This window comes from Actinomycetota bacterium, assembly GCA_035765775.1.
In the GTDB taxonomy this organism is placed as follows: Bacteria; Actinomycetota; CADDZG01; order JAHWKV01; family JAOPZY01; genus DASTWV01.
In genome coordinates this window covers 1-18,176 of record DASTWV010000044.1, presented here as the reverse complement: position 1 = coordinate 18,176, position 18,176 = coordinate 1, and the positions used below count along the sequence as shown (strand labels likewise).

The window sequence follows — 18,176 nt, the reverse complement described above, 5'->3', positions numbered from 1 at the left end:
GTGCAGGGCAGCGATATGTTCGGCAACCGGACCTCGGGATCGGGGTTCGTACTGAATTCCACCGATGCCCAGTCCTGGGTGCTGACAAGCTTCCAGCTGGTGGCGGGGACCGTCGCCTCCGCCCAGGGCCTTCCCCTGGGCGTGACCGGCACCCCCACGTCGAGCGGGGCGCCGCCCACCGGGCCGCCACCGTCGCCCGTGGCCACGGTGCACATCGCGGGGGCCGACCACACCGGCAACGTCTACAGCTGGGATACCACCCGCAACCTGGCGCTCATCGTCGTGAGCGTGGGCAAGGTGCCGAGCCTGCAGTTCTCCAACGTCGTTCCGACGGCGGGGCTCACGGTCTGGGCAATCGCCGCCTCGGGTGGGCCCTACGGGGCCACCGCCGCCTCCGGCCAGGTGACCACCGCCAACTCGGCTCTGGTGTCCACGAACGCCGCCGTCGGGATGCCCGCGACCGGCGGGCCCCTGGTGGATCAGGAGGGCAAAGTGGTCGGGGTCGTGGCCGTCCCGCTGCCCTCGCCGCCGCCGTCCTCGCAGCCGGGTCCGACCAGCACCGCCAAGAGTGCATCCCCCTCGCCATCTCCCTCGCCTGCGGCGCCGGTGACGCCCGCGCTCACGCCCGCCCCGGCGATCCCGGTGCGGTTGGCGTGCATCCAAGTGGTGATCTGCCCGCGGACCTGATCCCGCATTTCATCCCGCATTTCATCCCAGCCTGAGGCCCGGCCCGTCAGCCATCCCGGTGTGACGTGGGCGACGGCGACGGGCTCGGGGACGGTGTGGGTGTGGGCGAAGGGATCTCGACGGGCGACGGGGACGGGGAGGGCGAGGGCCGCGGCGATGGCGAGGGACTCGGACCCGGCGGTGCGCTGGGCGACGGCGGTGGCGTCGGGGACGCGGTGGGAGTCACCGCAACGGTCTGGGTGGGCGTCGGCGACGGCACTGGCGCAGGTTCCGGCGGTGCCGGGAGCCGGAACGTCGGCCCGGTGTTCGTGGCCGGTGGCGGGCTGAAGGGCAGGGACGGGGACCCGGCCAGGACCTGGCTCATGTAGGCCGACCACATCTTCGCCGGCAGGGTGCCGCCGGTGACCTGGCCCACCCCGTGCACGTTCACCATCGGCTGGTTGGACTGCTCGTAGCCCATCCAGATGGCTGCGGCGTCATTGGGGGTGTAGCCCACGAACCAGGCGTTCTTGTAGTCGGACGCCGTGCCGGTCTTGCCCGCTGCCGGCCGGCCGATGGCCGCCGCGGTGCCGGTCCCGCGCTGGATGACCTGCTGGAGGATGGTGGTGGCGGTGTAGGCGATGTCCGGGCTGATCGCCTGCACGGGTGCCGACGGGCCGGCCTCCAGCACCGCCCCGGAGGCGTCGGTGACCTTGGTCACCAGCTTCGGCGCCCGGTAGGTCCCGCCCGCGGCCAGCGTGGCGTAGGCGGACGCCATCTCGAGCGGGGTGACCTCCTCGGCCCCCAGGGTGATCGACGGCAGCGGGGTCAGCAACGTGCCGCACGGGTTGGACGCCGTCTTGGTGCACGCCGCCCGGGCCGGCAGCCACGACGGCCCCGGGATCCCCATCGCATTGGCCACCGACACCACCTTGCCCGGCCCCACCTGGAGCACCAGCTGGGCGTACACCGTGTTCACCGAGTCCACCGTGGCGTCGGTGAGCGAGATGCTCCCAAAGGCCTCGTTGTTGAAGTTCGAGACATGGCAGTCCGGCTTCCAGCCAGCCAGGCAGATGCTGGACGGTCCCCTGTAGGTGGCGTGGGGGCTGATCCCTTGCTGCAGGGCGGCGATGAGCGTGAACGGCTTGAAGGACGAACCCGGCTGGCGGCGGCCGTTGATGGCGATGTTGAACCCGGCGGGAACGTAGTTCCGGCCCCCGATCAGCGACGTCACGTACCCGGTACCCGGGTCGACCGACACCAGGGCGTAGTCCGGGTCGGACTGCGCCGGGAGCGTGGTGGATAGGACGTTTTGGGCGGCGGTCTCCTGGGCCGGGTCCAGCGACGTGTACACGTCGAGACCGCCGGAGAACACCTTGTCCTTGCCATATTTGGAGATCAGGTAGGTCTGCACGGCGTCGACGAACCACGGGAAGCGCACCACCTGCACGTTGGTGTCGGACACCAGGGCCGGGGGGGCTGCCTTGGCCTGTGCTGCCTGGACGGCGGTGATGTAGCCCGAGGTCACCATCCGGTCCAGCACCAGCTTGCGCCGGGCCTCAGCTGCCGCCGGGCGGTTGACCGGCGAGTAGTTACCCGGCGACGGGATCACGCCCACCAACAGGGCGGCCTGCGACAGGGTGAGCTGCGAGGCGTGCACCCCGAAGTAGGTCTGCGCCGCTGCCTCGACCCCGTACGCCCCGTCGCCGAAGTACACCGTGTTGAGGTAGCTCTCCAGGATGGTGTCTTTGGAGTAGGTGCGCTCCAGCTGGGCGGCCAGGAGGGCCTGGCGGAACTTGCGGAACAGCGACCGCTGGCTGCCGGTGTAGGCCTGCTTCACGTACTGCTCGGCGATGGTCGAGGCTCCCTGGACGGCGGACCGGGCCCGCAGGTCGGCGAGGAGGGCCCGGAAGATGCCCCGGACGTCGATGCCGGAGTTCTGGAAGAAGCGGGAGTCCTCGGACGCGATCGTCGCCTGCTGCATGGTCAGCGCCATCTGGTTGAGCGACACCGGCTCCCGGTTGTACTGGGCGTGCAGCGAGGCCAGGAGGGACCCGTCGCCGGCGTAGATGTGACTGGTCTGGGCCAGAGTGGCGGCCTGCGGCTGCGGCAGGCTGACCGGCGGCGGGAACAGGAGGAACGCGGCGAGGGCGGCGGCGAGGAGGATCGCCGGCACCCCGATGAGGGCGAGGACGAGGGCGAGGGCGACGTCGCGGGGCGAGTGGCGGATGTGCATGGCGGAGTGATTCTGCAGCCCGCTTAGGATAGCCCCCTGTGGAAACACCCGACTTCTCCTCCCGTGCTCGGGCGCTGCCGCAGGTCGACCGCCTGATCGAAGCGCTCGGCCCGGCAGACAGCGAGCCTCACCCGCTCCGTGCCGAGGCTGCCCGGGCGGCGATCGCTGAGGCCCGGGCGGCGGTCCGGGACGGGGCGCCCGCCCCGTCGCTGGAGGCGCTGGTGGCGGCGGTCAACGGCCGCCTCGCCGCCGGCCGCCGCCGGCGCCTGGTGCCGGTCGTGAACGCCACCGGGGTCCTCCTGCACACCAACCTCGGCCGGGCGCCGATGGGGGCGGGGATGCTGGCCGCCATCGAGGAGGTGGCGATGGGGTACTCGAACCTGGAGTTCGACCTCGCCGCCGGGCGGCGGGGGAGCCGTTACGACCACGCCCGCGCCCTCATCACCGCACTGACCGGCGCCGAGGCCGCCCTGGTGGTCAACAACAATGCCGCCGCCGTCCTCCTCGTGCTGGCCGCCGTGGCCCGGGGGAGAGAGGTCATCATCTCCCGGGGTGAGCTGATCGAGATCGGCGGCGAGTTCCGCATCCCCGAGATCCTTACCCAGTCCGGGGCCGTGCTCCGTGAGGTGGGCACCACGAACCGCACGCACCCGAAGGACTACCGGGGCGCCCTGGGGGAGGCCACCGGGGCGATCCTGAAGGTCCACCCGTCCAATTACGAGGTGGTGGGTTTCGTGAAGTCGGTGCCCGGCGCCGAGCTGGCGGACATCGCCCACGGTGCCGGCGTCCCGCTCATCCACGACATCGGCAGCGGTCTCCTCCACCGGCGCATCGCCGGGCGCACGCCGGGCTGGCTGGCGGCCGAGCCGTGCGTGGAGGAGGCGCTGGCCGACGGCGCCGACGTCGTGACCTTCTCGGGCGACAAGCTGCTGGGCGGCCCCCAGGCGGGCATCATCGTCGGCCGGGCGGCACTGGTGGCGGCGATGGAGAAGTCGCCCCTGCTACGCACCTACCGGGTGGACAAGACCACGCTGGCAGCCCTCGAAGCCACGCTGCTGGCCTACCTGCAGGGCCGGGAGTGTGACATCCCGCTGTGGGCGATGGCCCTCCAGGAGCCGGCAGCGATCCGGGCCCGGGCCGAGGCGGTCCGTTCCTCGGTGGCCGGGTTGGCCGGAGCCAGTCTGGTGGACGGCTTCTCCACCACCGGAGGCGGGTCTGCCCCGGGTTGCCGCATCCCCACCGTGCTGCTGGAGGTCACCTCCGGGCGGCGGGGGGCTGGCGAGCTGCGGGCCGCGCTGGTGGCGGGCGACCCACCGGTGATCGCCCGGGTGGAGGAGGACCGCCTGGTGCTCGACCTGCGGACGGTGGCGCCGGAACAGGACGCCGTGGTCAGTGCCGCCCTCAACCGGGTCCTGGCCTAAACCGCCCGCCGGTGCACGTCGTCGCCACCGCCGGGCACGTCGACCACGGCAAGAGCACGCTCGTCCAGGCCCTCACCGGGATCGACCCCGATCGGCTGGAGGAGGAGAAGCGCCGGGGTCTCACCATCGACCTCGGATTCGCCTGGGTGACACTGCCGTCGGGGCGGGAGGTGGGCATCGTGGATGTCCCGGGCCACGAGCGCTTCATCAAGAACATGCTGGCCGGCGTCGGTGCGATCACTGTCACGCTGTTCGTCGTCGCCGCCAACGAGGGCTGGAAGCCGCAGTCCCAGGAGCACCTGGACATCCTCGACCTGCTCGGTGTCCGGGGGGCTGTGGTGGCCGTGACCAAGGCGGACCTGGTGGAGGCCGACGTCCTGGACGACGTCATGGCCGACATCCGGCGCCGGATCGACGCCACCACGCTCGCCGGTGCCCCCATCCTGGCGGTCTCCGCGGTGACCGGGCGCAACCTGGACGCCCTCAAGGCCGAGCTTGACCGGGTGCTGGCCGCCACCCCGCCCGCCGAGGACCGCGACCGGCCGCGGCTGTGGGTGGACCGGGTGTTCTCGATGAAGGGGTCCGGGACCGTGGTCACCGGGACCCTGACCGGAGGCTCCGTGCGCCAGGACGCCGAGGTGGAGCTCCTCCCCGGCGGCCTGCGGGCCCGGGTGCGGGGGATCCAGTCCCACCACCGCAAGCTGGCCGAGATCGGCCCGGGCAACCGCACCGCCCTGAACCTGGTGGGCGTCGAGCCCGAGTCGGTGCAGCGGGGCGACGCGGTCAGCCGACCCGGCCTGTGGCGCACCACCCGGCGGTGCCTGGCGGCGATCCGCTTCCTGGAGCACCTCGGCCACGAGGCCAGCGAGCGGGGGGCGTTCAAGGTCTACCTGGGCTCCTCGGAGCTCCCCGCCACGCTGCGCTTCCTGGAGGAGGCACCCGAGCCCGGCGGCACCGGGCTGGCGCTGCTCACCTTCTCCGAACCGGCGGTGGTGGACTGGTCCGACCACGTCGTCCTGCGGGACTCGGGACGCAGCGAGACCCTGGGCGGCGGCACCGTGCTGGAGCCCCACCCGCCCCGGGCCAGCCGGGAGGCGCTGGCGGCCCAGGCCCGGCGCCGCCGGGCGGCGGGCGACCGGGCGGCCTACTTCACCCAGGTGCTGGCCGAGGAGGGCGTGCTGGCGGTGCGGGACGTCGCCCTGCGCACCGGCCTGGACCGGGCGGGGGCCGAGGCGGCCGGGGGCGTGTGGCTGGCCACGGTGGTCTTCTCGGAGGAGGCATTGGCGGCCGCCGGGGCGCGGCTGGCCGACGCTCTGCGCTCCTACCAGGCGGCCAACCCCAAGGAGGCGGGCATGCCCCGGGCGGCGGCCCGGCGGGTCATCGAGCTGCCCTCCCCGGTGCCGGCCAGGGGGTTCGACGACCTCGTGGACGAGCTGGCCCGCCGGGGGGGCGTGGTGGTGGACGCCGAGCGGCTGCGGACGGCCGATTTCGTGCCCGCCCTCGGAGGCAGCGAGACCGATGAGCTACTGGCTTTCCTGGCCGAGGCAGGTGCCGCCCCGCCGCCCCTGACCGATCTGGGCGGCCGATTCGACGCTGCGCTCATCCGAGGCCTGGTGCGCGCCGGGCAGCTGGTGGCGGTGAGCCCCGAGCTGGTCTACCTGCCGGCCTCGCTGGAGCGCATCCGGGGGCTGGTGCTGGAGCAGGTGGCCGCCTCGGGGCCGTTCACGGTGGCCCAGTTCCGGGACCTGGTGGGGGCGAGCCGGAAGTGGGTGGTGCCGCTGCTGGAGTACCTCGACCGTACCGGCTGGACCGTCCGCCAGGGCGACGTGCGGATCCTGGGGCCGAAGGCCGCCGGGCCGGCCTCGTAGCCGTGCCTCGTCGTGGCCCTTCGCACAGTCTGTGAGTGCTGAGGCCCGTATAGCACCCCTAAACACTCACAGACAATCTCAAGGTGCGGGCGGCGTGGCCGGCGCCGACGGCGGTCCGGCCCCATCCGCCCCATCGGTCGCCTCCGCCCCATCCGCCCCATCGGCCCCATCCGCCCCATCGGCCGCCCCATCCGCCCCGTCGGGCATCACCGAGGCCTCCAACTCCAGCGGCTCCACCAGCAGCATCAGGCCCGACACCGACTTCACCCGCACCTGTGACCCCTCGGCGATGGCCGCTCCCAGCGTGCGGGCCCGCCAGAGCGACCCGCTGGCGGTCACCTCGCCGTCGGGGACCAGGTCGGTACGGGCGATGCCCACCCCGCCCAGCAGGCCCTCGGCCCCCGCTGGTGGGCGGGAGAACCGGGCCCGGATGGCGGCGGTCATGATCGAGATGAAGAACAGCAGGCTCCCGACGACGCCCATGAGCGTGGCCCACCACGGAAGCTGGAGCGACCCCGGTACGTGGCGTAAGACCAGCACGCTGCCCAGCACCTCCAGCAGCAGCCCGGCTCCGGTGTAGATCCCGAGGCCGCCGGTATGCAGGTCGGGGACGTAGAGCGCCAGCCCCCCCAGCAGCAGGGCGATGGCCAGCCAGGAGGCGGGCAGGATGCTGAACCCGTACAGCCCGAGGGCCAGCGCCCCCCCGCCCATGAGGCCGGCGGCGCCGATGCCGGGGAAGTAGAGCTCGAACACCAGCCCGAAGAACCCCAGCAGCACCAGCATGTAGGCGACGGCCGGCCGGTCGGCGGCGTGGACCACCCGGGCCCAGACGCTCATCTTGTGGAAACGCAGCTCGCCGGTGACGGTCAGCGACACCGTCTGCCCGCCGAAGGTCACCGACCGGGTCTGGAGGTTCTGCAGCACGGTGCCGAGCTCGCCCGCCTGGAACGACACCAGGCCGGACTGGGTGGCGGTGGTGTCGTTGACCACGGCGGTCCCGCCCTGCAGCACGGCGGCGGGGCGGCCGCTGTGGGCGGCCACGGTGGCGAGTTCGGCCTGGGCGGCGGCCGCCGGCGCGGCCCGGCTGTCCAGGTTCACCGGGGTCAGGGGGCCGATGGTGGTCCCGGCCGCCATCGACAGGATCGGTGCCGCCGCCGCGATCAGTTCCCCGGCCCCCGCCGCCTGGGCGCCCTGCGGGGCGATCCACACCGCGATCGGGACCGTCGACGACACCATGGCGTTGACCACCGACGTGATCGACGACTTCAGGCCCCCGGGGGTGTCGAGGCGGACCACCAGGAGGGCGGAGCGTGTCTGCTCAGCGGCGCCGATCTCGGAGATGAAGGCCTGGGCGGACACGGGGTCGATGACGCCGCTGAGCTCGAAGTAGTCGATGGCGCCTCCGCCCGCCGGTGCCTGCCTGCCCGCTGCCCGGGCGGGAGGGCCGAGCAGCGCGAGCACCCCGACCAGCGCCAGGGCGAACGCCAGCAGGCCGGCCCGGATGCGGCCCGCGTGCACAGCAGGAAAAGCCCGAAAAGAGTGGAGGTCTATCATGAGCGCGTGTCTTTCGGCGCGATCCTCGATCGGCGACTCCTCATTATCTCCGGGAAAGGAGGGGTCGGGAAAACCAGCCTCTCCGCAGCGCTCGGCATCATGGCGGCTCGCCACGATCTGCGTGTGCTGGTCGCCGAGGTGGAGGGCAAGAGCGCCCTCTCCAACCTGCTCGGCGCCGGCCCGCTGAGCAGCGAGCCCCGGGAGCTGCGCCCCGGGCTCTTCGCCATGCACATCTCGCCGGAGGAGGCCCTCCGGGAGTACTTCGAGATCCAGTTCCACGCCAAGCGCATCGCCCGGCCGCTGGTGGCCTCGCAGCTGGTCTACTACGTGACCCACGCCGCCCCGGGGCTGCGCGACATCCTGATGCTGGGCAAGGTCTGGTACATGGTCGCCCGGCGCAACGAGTTCGATTTCGCCGTCCTGGACACCCCCGCCGCCGGCCACGCGGTGTCGATGCTCCGCTCGCCCGAAGGGTTCCTGGAGGCGGTGCCCGTCGGCACGCTGGCGAACCACGCCAAGCGGGTGCTGGACTGGCTGCGGAACCCGGCGCAGGTGGCGGTCCAGCTGGTGAGCCTGGCCGAGGAGACGCCGGTCAAGGAGACCCTGGAGACCGCCGGGCTCATGGAGCGCCAGGTGCACATGCCGGTGGACACCGTCTACGTCAACATGCTGTACCCGCCGGTCGGCGAGGACCCAGCGGTAGAGGCGGCCTTCAACCGGCTCAAGACCCCCCGGGGCATCGTGCGGCGCACGAGGGGTGCGCCCGCCCTCGACCCCGCCCGGGCGCAGGCGCTGTTCGCCACCGCCGAGTTCTACGGCGCCCGGCGCCGGCTGCAACAGGCGCACCGCCAGGAGCTGATCGACGGGCTCGGGCCAGGCACCGCGGTGGTCGATCTCCCCTTCCTGTTCGGAGACGGCTTCGGGCACAAGGAGCTGGACCACCTGGCCGATGTCATCGAGGAGCAGATGGACACCGAGGCTCGGCCCGACGCCCCGGTTCCGCCGCCTCCACGCCCGAAGTGAGCCTCGAGTCGGCCCTCGACGGCCAGATCGTGATCTGCGCCGGCCCGGGCGGGGTGGGCAAGACCACCGTGTCGGCCGCCATCGCCCTGGAGGGGGCCCTGCGCGGGCGCACCACGTGCGTGGTCACCATCGACCCCGCCAAGCGCCTGGCCGATGCCCTCGGCCTGGAGGAGCTCTCCAACCAGCCCCGCCGGGTGGCGCCCGAGAAGTTCGAGGAGGCCGGCCTGCCCCCCGCCCCGCTCGACGCCATGATGCTGGACACCAAGACCACCTTCGACGACCTGGTGCACCGCTACGCCCGTTCGCCCGAGAAGGCGAAGAGCATCATCGACAACCGCTTCTACCAGGCCATCTCCGGCGCCCTCAACGGGACGCACGAGTACATGGCCATGGAGAAGCTCTACGAGCTGTACTGGGGCGGGCGCTACGACCTGATCGTGGTGGACACCCCGCCCACCCGCAACGCCCTGGATTTCCTCGAGGCGCCCAAGCGCATGACCTCATTCCTGGAGGGCAAGCTGCTGAAATGGTTCCTCGTGCCCGCGATGGGCGGGGGCCGGGGGGTCTTCCGGGCGATGAACCTGGCCGCCGTCACCTTCCTGCGGGTGGTCCAGAAGGTGATCGGGGCCGAGGCGCTGGCCGACACCGCCGACTTCTTCGCCAACTTCGAGGGCATGTACGACGGCTTCAAGGAGCGCGCCCAGGCGGTCTACGAGCTACTGCGGCGCAACGTCACCCGATTCGTGGTGGTGGTGGCGCCCACCGACCAGGCAGTCGAGGAGGCGCTGTTCCTGGTGGGGGCGATGAGCTCGCACGGTCTGGCATTCGGGGGCCTGGTCGTGAACCGCTTGCAGCCCCGCTTCCCTGAGGCGCTCGGTGAGCCCATCGGGTCGCCCCTGGCCGACCGGCTGACCCAGATCGCCGGCGAGCTGGAGCGGGTCCGGCACCGGGAGGAGCACAGCCTGCGCCGGCTGGAGGCCGAGGTGCCGCCCCGGCGCTGGGTGCGGGTCCCGACGTACACCCAGGAGGTGGCCAACCTCCACGCGCTGGCCGAGGTGACCGACGCCCTCTTCGCCGAGCCGGAGCACCTCGCGGCCCCCTGAGCTACCCGTCCCGGTGGGCGGTGTCGGGCGAGAAGGCCGGCAGGCAGATCGACACGTAGTCGGCCCCGCCCGGCTCCGGCGTCGAGTAGCGCACCCACTCGCCCGGGGCGCAGTGGATCGCCTGGCCCGCCTCCACCCGCAGGGCGCCGCCCTCGTGCTCGACCAGCAGCGCCCCGCGCAGCACCACGGTGTATTCGTCGAACTCGGGTGTCTGCCCGGGCTCGGCCCATCCTGCCGGGCTCTGCATGTGGGCGATGCTCAGCCGGCGCTCGGCGCTGTTGACCCGCCCGACGTACTCCTCGATGGTCTTCGGCGGGTCGCCCTCGGCGTGGATGCGGGTGGCGGCGGGGATGAGCGCGGGCACGGGCGCAGCCTAACCCCGGCCCCCACCTAATCCCGGCCCCCACCTAATCCCGGCCCCCGCCCCGCAGTATCGTCGCAGGGGGAGGAAGCGAGTGGAGGGAACAGCGGTGCCCGGCCGGCCCCGGCTTGTTGGCCGCGCCCCTGAGATTGCCCGGCTCCTCGAGCACCTTGATGCCGCCCTGACGGGCGGGCCCAAGCTGGTGCTCGTTTTCGGGGAGCCGGGGGTCGGCAAGACCCGCCTCGCCGAGGAGCTGGCCGGCATAGCCCTCGCCCGCGGGATCCGCACCGCCTGGGGCCGGTGCGTCGATGGCGGCGGCGCCCCCGCCTACTGGCCCTGGCGCCAGTTGCTGCGTTCGGAGGCGGCAGCCGGTGTGCCCATCAACACGCCCCCCGCCCTCTCCCGGATCCTGCCGGGACCGGGCCTTGACGAGCTCGCGCCGGCCGCGGACGACGATGTCCAGGAACGCTTCGCCCTGTTCGAAGCCGCCCGGGCGTACATCGAGGCTGCGGCAGGCGGTGGCCTGGTCCTGTTCCTGGACGACGCCCACTGGGCAGACACCCCGAGCCTGCTCCTGCTGCTCCACCTGACCCGCTACGCCGCCTCCGTCCCGCTCCTCATGGTGGCCACCGCCCGGGACCTCGCCGCCGAGCCCGACCGGCTGAGCCCCATGCTTGCGGACCTGGTGCGGGAAGGGGCGACCGTGTCCCTGCGCCTAGCCGGGCTCGACCCGGCTGGCGTGCGGGACTGCCTGGCCGACCTGGCCGGCGACGAGGTTGCCGATGGCCTGGCGGCGCGGGTGCACGCCCTGACGGGGGGCAACCCCTTCCTCGTGCGGGAGCTGGGCCGGACGCTGCTGGAAAGCGATGGCACGGGCGAGGGTGCCGTGCCCCCCGGGGTCCGGGCGACGGTCGATCAGCGCCTCCGGCGGCTGGCCCCCGATGTCCGGCGCGTGCTGCAGGCAGCCGCCGTGCTCCGAGGGGAGGTCGGACTCCCGGTCATCGCCCGGATGCTCGACGTCCCCCTCGCCGGGGCTCTGGACCGGGCGGCGGAGTGTGTCCGGGCCGGCCTGCTGCATGCCGGGTCGGACCCGGACTCGGTGCGCTTCAGCCACGCCCTCATCCGGGAGGCGGTGGTTGCCGGGCTTGCACCAGCAGACCGGCTCTCCCTCCAACGGCGGGCGGCGAGGAGCCTCGAAGCGAGCTACCAAGGCCGGCTGGAGCCGCTCCTTCCGGAGGTCGCCCGCCTGTGGGCGGCGGTGGCGGTGGGTGACGAGCGGGCCACCGCCGCTGCCTGGTCGCGCCGGGCCGCCGATGCCGCGATGCGCGCCCTCGCGTTCGAGGCCGCCGCACCCCAGTACGCACGCGCAGTGGAGCTCGCCCGGGGCGCGGTACCCGAAGAGGAGCTCGCCGGACTTCTGTTGGCGCATGCCCGGTCGCTCTTTCAGGCGGCGGACTTCGCCTCCTGCCTCGAGGTGTGCCGGGAGCTGACCGATGTGGCCTGGGCCCTACACCGCCCCGAGCTGGCGGCCGAGACCGCGCTGGTGATCACCGACGTGGGTGAGCCCACCCTCAACCGCCAGCTCGGCGACTGGGCGGCCCGGGCACTTGCCGCCCTCCCTGAGGGGGCGACCGCCCTGCGGGCGCGGCTCCTGGCGCAGCGGGCGCATGGTGGGGTGTACGCCGGGGAGGACCGCGCCGACCTGGAGCGCTGGAGCCGCCAGGCCCTCGCGTTGGCGGAGGAGTGCGGGGAGCGGCAGGCCCTGGTGGGCGCCCTGGGTGCACGGCATCTGGTGTGCAGTTCGTCGGAGGGCCTCGTCGAGCAGGTTGCCGTGGCGGCGCGGATGTGCGAGGTCGGCCGGGCGGGCCACAGCCTCCCGATCCTGATGTGGGGGCTCGTGTGGGCCGCCGAGGCCTCCTTTGCTCTGGGAGATTTTCCGGCCACCGGGTCGGTGCTCCCGGAGTTGGCCATGTGCGTGGACCGGATCAAACTGCCCATCGGCCGGTGGCATCTCCTGCGCCTCCGGGCCGCTCTCGCCCAGGCAACCGGTCGGCTCGCCGAGGCGAATGACCTCGCCCGCCGAGCCCGGGAGGAGCTGACCGGCGACCTTCACCAGCCGGGGGTCGAGGCCAACATGGCTCTCCTCGTCATCATCGGCCACCACACCGGCGACCCGGCCGAGGGCCCCCAGGTCCCCGATGTTCCGGACTATGCTCCTCGGCCCTTCGCCACCTTCTTCCTGGTCGCCGGCAGCTGGATCCTCCTCGAACGGGGCGACACTGAGGCTGCAGCACAGCGCTTTGCCCGGGCGGGTCCGCCGGAAGAATGGACGTTCCCACCGATGCTGCAGGTGGTCGGCCTCGCCCACGGGATCGCGACCGCGGTTGCCCTCGGCCACGCGTCGGTCGTGCAGGCGGCGTACGAGCGGGCCCTCGTCCACCGCAGCGCACATGCCGCACCGGTGGTCGGGGCTGCCGCGTCCTTCGGTCCTATGGCGCTGTACCTCGGGGTGGCCGCCGGGTTCCTTGGTCAGCACGACGCCGCCATCGACCACCTGCAGGCGGCATTCGATGGCGCGACCGCGTCGGGCGCCCTTGGGTTCCGGGTTGAATCAGCCGTCCAGCTGGCGAGCGCCCTCCTCGGCCGCTCCGGACCGGGCGATCTCGGTCGGGCCGGCGCCCTCCTGGCCCAGGCGCGAGAGGAGGCCGACTCCTTGGGCATGGCCCCGTGGGCAGATCGCTCCCGGCGCTTGCTGCGTGGCATCGGCGGCGCCTCCGGGAGCCCCGGGCCCGCCCTCTCCCACCGTGAGGCAGAGGTCGCCGGCCTCGTGGCGCAGGGCATGTCGAACCGCCAGATCGCCGAGGCCCTGGTGCTCTCCGAGCGCACGGCGGAGAACCACGTGGCGCACATCATGACCAAGCTCGGGTTCAGCTCCCGGGCGCAGATCGCCGCCTGGGTGGTCAGCCGGGCGGTCAAATGAGTACCGGCTTGAGTAGTCCCCCCGATGTCGGGCAGGTGCCCGGCGAGGGACCATCCGCCTGTGCTCCCAACCGGGGAGCGGGACGAAGGGAGGCGGCACCATGGCGTACGTAGAGGTCGTCGATGTGGCGGGCGGGTCGATGGACGTGTATCACCAGGTCGAGGGCATCCTCGGCGATGCGAGCCGGCCGGGCCTGATCGCGGTCGCGGCCGGCGCGACCCCGGTGGGCATGGCCATCGTGTCGATCTGGGATTCGAAGCAGAGCTGCGAGGCCTTCATCTCCGGCCAACTGGGTCCCGCTCTGGCCCAGGCGGGCGCCGAGGGGAGCCCGAACTTGCTCCTCCAGCTGGACGGCGCCGAGGTCACCGTCCCGGAGCCTGCCCGCGCCTGACAGATCGGACTGCCTCCCGGCTCTCCGGGGGTGGGGGGAGCCGGGAGGGCCAGTCCGTATAATCGGTGCCTGCGGCCGGCCCACCGGGGCCCGCCACCGAGCGAGGAGGCAGCGCCGGCGTGGCCCGCACCCTGAAGGTCGCCCCCGACGAGATCCGCTACCGGGTGGCGCACCGCCTGTCCGATTACGAGGTCCGCAAGGGCGGCGGCGAGATCGGGACCCTCGCCATCGGCCTGAAGCGGGGCCTGGTGCGCACCTTCAAGGCGCACTGGACCGGCTTCAAGGTCGCCTTCCCGCAATCGACGCTCTTCCTCTCCACCTCACTCACCACCGGCGAGTACTGGTCGGAGGCCTACATCTCGATCCACCAGCCCTCCTGGGTGTTCGCTTTCCGCAAGGACCCGCACAAGGCCCGGGGGTCCGGGGGCCCGCGCCCCGAGGACAAGCTGAGCGCCGAGGCGGCGGTGGACACCGCCCTGGCCTACCGCCACGGGCTGGTCGCCTCCGGGCACGTGGCCCATGAGGAGCTCATCCGCATGGAGGACTTCGACGACCCGCTCGAGGCGGTGGACGAGTTCTTCAACTACACCACCTGGTACGTGCTGCGGGCCATCGACGCCACGTGGGCGCAGCTGGGCTACACCCCGGACGGGACCATCGGCTGGGGTGCCGAGGAGGACCGCCTGGCGTCGCTGCCCCGCGGCCACGCCCCTGAGGCGCTCCGCCGGCCGGCCCCGAGGCCCGAGCCACCCCGGGTGGTCCCCCCCGTCCCCGATCCGCCGCCCGCGCCCGCACCGGTGGCTGTGCCCATCCCCGTCATCGCCCCGGCCGTGACGCCGGCACCGGTGTCGGCAACCCCGAGCCCGAGGCCCGCACCGCCGGCGCCGCCTGCCGCGCAGCCGCCCCCGAAGCGTGCCCTGAGCGGCCCAGCTGAGGAGGTGCGCTTCCGCCTCGCCGGCCGCCTCGCCGATTACCGGGTCAGCAAGGGGCCGGGCGAGCTGGGGACGCTGCACATCGGGCTGGAGCGCCACATCGTCCGGGCGTTCAAGGCGCACTGGACCGGCTTCAAGCTGACCTTCCCCAAGTCCACGATGTTCCTCACCGCCGCCGTCAACAGCGGGGAGTACTGGTCCGAGGCCTACGTCTCCATCCACCAGCCGTCCTGGGTGCTCGCCTTCCGCAAGGACCCGCACAAGGCCCGGGGATCGGGCGGCCCGCGCCCGGAGGACAAGCTGAGCGCCGAGACCGCGGTGGACATTGCCCACACCCACCGGCGCGGCCTCATCGACGCCGGGCGCATCGCCCACGAGGAACTCATCCGCATGGAGGACTTCGACGACCCGCTCGAAGCAGTGGACGAGTTCTTCAACTACACCACCTGGTACGTGCTGCGGGCGATCGACGCCTCCTGGAGCCAGCTCGGCTACCAGCCCGACCCGTCCATCTTCTGGGGGCCGGACGAGGAGGCGGCAGCCTCCGCCCCGCCGCTGCGCGGGCTGGTGGAGGGCCTGGAGGCCTCCGAGACGATCTGGATCACGCCGGAGGACGGGGTCACGATCCCCACCCGCCAGTTCGTCTACCGGCCGGGCCACATCTTCGTGCTCTCCGCCGACCAAAACAAGATCGCCAACGCCCGGGACATGCGCACCGCCCAGGTGGCGCTGCGCTGGAAGGGGCGGGACGCCCGGCTGGTTGATTTCCCTGCCACGGTGCGGGTGATCGGCCCCGAGAACCGGGTGGAGTTCGGCGAGGTCGCCCGTCTGATCCTGGAAGAGCGGTACCCGGCCCGCGCCCATGGCCCCGCTGGCGAGGAGACGCTCCGGCGCTGGTTCGAGGACGGCGTCATCCTCGAGTTCACCCCGCCGCCTCCGAGCGTGTGAAGGCGGGGCTTTCGCTTTTCCGCCGGATCCGGGAGGCGGGCGGGGCGGTCGCGTTCGGCTGCCCGGATGCCGACGGGGCCGACCCCGATCTGTGGGCCGCCGCCGAGGAGGCCGGGATCACCACCCTCAGCCTCCTGACCGAGGCAGGCGCGGTGGTGGCCGCCGCGGCGCACCGGCGCTCGGGGAACCCGCTGGGGGTGGTGCTCGGGGCGCCCACCACCACGATGGGCTTCCTCCAGAAATCCTCCAGCGGCGCCCCGGTGCTGGCGATCGCCACCGCCCCCCGGGCCACCGGGGCCGACCCCGGTCTCCTCCGCGTGGAGGACCTCGCTGCCCTCGACGCTGCCCTGGCGACCGCCGTGCGGGCGACCGGCCCGGTGTTGGTGTCGATCGCCCCGCGGGTGCTGGCCGCCGGGGTCGAACCGGGCGGTGCGCCCGACCCCGCCGCCCCGGCCGGAGCGGATCGCACGGCGCTCGACGAGGCCGCCATCGACGAGGCCGCCCACCTGCTCTCCCTGTCCGCCCGCCCCGTGATCTGGCTGGGGGGCGGGGCGGCTCAGGCCGGCGAGGCGGTCGCCGAGGTCGCCGAGCTGCTGGCCGCGCCCATCGTCACCAGCACCGCCGGGCGCGGGGTGCTGGGCGACGGCCACCCCCTCCTCGTCGGGTCCCTGGCGGGGGCCTCGGAGGTCGCCCGCCTCACCGGAGGGGCGGACGCCGGGCTGGCGGTCGGGACCTCGTTCTCCCCCCGCTCCACCCGCAACGGGCAGCTCCCGATGCCCATGCAGCTCTTCCATGTCGACACCGATCCCTCGGTGCCGGGCACCCGCTACCCGGTCCGGCTGGGCATCACGGGCGACGCCGGCCATGTGCTCCGTGCCCTGGCCGACCGGCTCCGGGTCCACGCCGCTGACGGCGCCCCCCGCGACCTCGCTGCGCAGGAGGTGTCGGTGGGGGCTACGAGGGACGCAGCGCGGGCCCGGCTGGCGGCGGCTGCTCCCACGGCCCTGCTGGACGCTCTCCGGGCGGCGATCCCGCCCGAGGTGCCGACGGTGTGGGATGGTCCGGTGGCCCGCTTCGCCGTCCCCCTGTTCGGGGTGCCCGAGCGGGGCACCTTCCACGCCGCGCCCCCGGACTCGGGTGCGGGCTGGTGCATCGCCGCCTCGCTCGGGGTGGCGACCGGGAGCCGGAAGCGGGCGGTGGCCATCCTGGATGCCCGGGGCCTCGTCCGGCGGTGCTACGACCTGGTGGCCCTCGCCCAGGCAGGCGCCCGGGTCACCGTTGTGGCGCTGGCCGATGACTGGGCGGGCACATCGGCCGGCAGCGAGGCGCACCACGTCCTCGCCGCCCGGGCGCCCACCCCGGACCTCGGCGGCCTGGGGCCGGCGTTCGGCATCCCGGCCACCGTCCGGGCGGCCACCCTCGACGCCCTCCCGGACGTCCTGGCGGAGGTTCCGGCCGAGGGGCCGAACCTCGTCGTCGTCGGATGAAGCGCATCCGGGTACACGGGTGAAGCTTTCCCGGGTCCTGGCGGCGGGCGCCGCCCTCGGGACGGCAGGTGTCGTCTACAGCGTGGGCGAGGCCCACCGCTACCACCTGCGCATCCATCGGCTCCCGGTGCTGCCCCCGGGGGCCGGGCCGTTGCGGGTGCTCCAGGTCTCCGACACCCACCTCCGGGAGACCAACCTCCGGCTGGCCGCCTTCCTCGCCGCCTTGTCCCAGGAACCCTTCGACCTGGTCTTCGCCACCGGCGACCTGCTGGGCGAGCCGGCGGCGGTCGAGCGCTGCGCCCGCCTGCTGGGCGGGCTGAAGGGCCGGTTGGGCTGCTACTACGTGCTCGGCTCGTCGGACTACTACGCCCCGAGGCCCAAGAGCCCCACCCGCTACTTCACCAAACGGCGCAAGAAGCCGACGAAGACGAACCGGACCGCCGACTTCCTGCGGATGCTGGAGGAGCAGGGCTACCAGAGCCTGACGAACCGCACGGTCTACCCGGTGGTGGACGGTGTGCCCTGGCAGATCACGGGGATGGACGACCCCTTCCTGCACCGGGACGACCGCCGGCTGCTACACCGCAACCCGGGGGCCGCCTTCGCGCTCTGCGTCGTACACGACCCGGCTCCGTACCTGGACATCGCCGCCGGCGGCTTCGACCTGGCGATCGCGGGCCACACCCACGGGGGCCAGGTGCGGGTGCCCTTCGTCGGGTCGCTGGTGACCAACTCCGACCTGCCGAACGAGTACTCCATGGGTGCCCACTGGATCGGCGACACCTTGCTGTTCGTCACCCCCGGGCTGGGGACCAGCAAGTTCGCCCCGGTCCGGTTCCTGTCTCCCCCTGAGGCCTCGGTGCTGGAGCTGGTGGCGCGGGGGCAGGGATAAGGCAAGAAGCGATTTCCCCGGCGAAAGCGGGGAGAGTCAGTCTCGTTAGCGGCGCGTCCCGCAGCAACCCGTCAAGGCCTCAAATGGGGAGCCGATCTCGCCAACTGGTAGGCCAGAGACACAGCCTCACCATTCTGTCTTAAGAGCTACGCTCTATTCCGCACCTCTCACGATGTCAAGGGCCGTTGAGTTCTGCCCGGTGACGGCCACTACACCTGCCCAAGGATGGCCACGAAAACTTGCCCACTGGCGGCCGTGGGGAGTGCCGGTAGGTTTGGCTTCTCGGCCTCACCTCCCCCTGGTGGACGGATCGG

13 protein-coding genes are annotated in these 18,176 nt (G+C 72.9%); 10 read left to right on the top strand and 3 right to left on the bottom strand.

The features are described 5' to 3' along the window. On the top strand, nt 1-687 hold a 687-nt coding region (locus VFW71_10550), incomplete at its 5' end, for a serine protease (protein ID HEU5003201.1). Nucleotides 688-733: 46 nt separating this feature from the next. Here VFW71_10550 and VFW71_10545 read toward each other — a convergent pair. Beyond that, nucleotides 734-2,902: a transglycosylase domain-containing protein gene (locus VFW71_10545; GenBank protein ID HEU5003200.1), complete on the bottom strand. Its 2,169-nt coding sequence runs from the start codon at nt 2,900-2,902 to the stop codon at nt 734-736. A gap of 38 nt (nt 2,903-2,940) precedes the next feature. On the opposite strand from VFW71_10545, the gene selA reads away from it, so the two are divergent. After that, nucleotides 2,941-4,323, top strand: a complete 1,383-nt coding sequence (gene selA, locus VFW71_10540; GenBank protein ID HEU5003199.1) for an L-seryl-tRNA(Sec) selenium transferase — start codon at nt 2,941-2,943, stop codon at nt 4,321-4,323. Between the two features lie 11 nt (nt 4,324-4,334). Next, complete coding sequence (gene selB / locus VFW71_10535; protein ID HEU5003198.1) at nt 4,335-6,191, top strand: selenocysteine-specific translation elongation factor; 1,857 nt, start codon at nt 4,335-4,337, stop codon at nt 6,189-6,191. A gap of 78 nt (nt 6,192-6,269) precedes the next feature. On the opposite strand, the gene VFW71_10530 is transcribed toward selB, so the two are convergent. Next, nucleotides 6,270-7,709: an NfeD family protein gene (locus VFW71_10530; GenBank protein ID HEU5003197.1), complete on the bottom strand. Its 1,440-nt coding sequence runs from the start codon at nt 7,707-7,709 to the stop codon at nt 6,270-6,272. Here VFW71_10530 and VFW71_10525 point away from each other — a divergent pair. Then, a complete protein-coding gene (locus VFW71_10525; protein ID HEU5003196.1) occupies nt 7,704-8,768 on the top strand; it encodes an ArsA-related P-loop ATPase in 1,065 nt (354 codons plus the stop codon). The two genes, VFW71_10530 and VFW71_10525, sit on opposite strands and share 6 nt — an antisense overlap. Continuing rightward, entirely contained in the window at nt 8,765-9,871 is a 1,107-nt protein-coding gene (locus tag VFW71_10520) for an ArsA-related P-loop ATPase (protein HEU5003195.1), read from the top strand. The genes VFW71_10525 and VFW71_10520 overlap by 4 nt, the downstream gene beginning before the upstream one ends. A 1-nt stretch (nt 9,872) precedes the next feature. On the opposite strand, the gene VFW71_10515 is transcribed toward VFW71_10520, so the two are convergent. Beyond that, nucleotides 9,873-10,235 carry a cupin gene (locus VFW71_10515; protein ID HEU5003194.1) on the bottom strand — a complete coding sequence of 121 codons (363 nt, stop codon included), beginning with the start codon at nt 10,233-10,235 and terminating at the stop codon, nt 9,873-9,875. 91 nt (nt 10,236-10,326) lie between these two features. Between VFW71_10515 and VFW71_10510 the strand changes: the two genes are divergently transcribed. The 5 genes from VFW71_10510 (at nt 10,327) to VFW71_10490 (ending at nt 17,862) form a co-directional block, all read left to right on the top strand. Beyond that, complete coding sequence (locus tag VFW71_10510; GenBank protein HEU5003193.1) at nt 10,327-13,212, top strand: AAA family ATPase; 2,886 nt, start codon at nt 10,327-10,329, stop codon at nt 13,210-13,212. A 100-nt stretch (nt 13,213-13,312) separates the two neighbouring features. Further along, nucleotides 13,313-13,603: a hypothetical protein gene (locus VFW71_10505; GenBank protein ID HEU5003192.1), complete on the top strand. Its 291-nt coding sequence runs from the start codon at nt 13,313-13,315 to the stop codon at nt 13,601-13,603. 119 nt (nt 13,604-13,722) lie between these two features. Further along, nucleotides 13,723-15,483, top strand: coding sequence for a hypothetical protein (locus VFW71_10500; protein HEU5003191.1), 1,761 nt, complete (start codon nt 13,723-13,725; stop codon nt 15,481-15,483). Further along, nucleotides 15,480-16,970: a thiamine pyrophosphate-binding protein gene (locus VFW71_10495; GenBank protein HEU5003190.1), complete on the top strand. Its 1,491-nt coding sequence runs from the start codon at nt 15,480-15,482 to the stop codon at nt 16,968-16,970. Before VFW71_10500 ends, VFW71_10495 begins: the two co-directional genes overlap by 4 nt. A gap of 19 nt (nt 16,971-16,989) precedes the next feature. Beyond that, complete coding sequence (locus VFW71_10490; GenBank protein ID HEU5003189.1) at nt 16,990-17,862, top strand: metallophosphoesterase; 873 nt, start codon at nt 16,990-16,992, stop codon at nt 17,860-17,862. The last annotated feature ends 314 nt before the right edge of the window (nt 17,863-18,176 follow it).

Bases quoted from the DNA above. Each gene is read 5' to 3' on its own strand.
- VFW71_10545 (HEU5003200.1), bottom strand. From the start codon at position 2,902: ATGCACATCCGCCACTCGCCCCGCGACGTCGCCCTCGCCCTCGTCCTC.
- VFW71_10505 (HEU5003192.1), top strand. From the start codon at position 13,313: ATGGCGTACGTAGAGGTCGTCGATGTGGCGGGCGGGTCGATGGACGTG.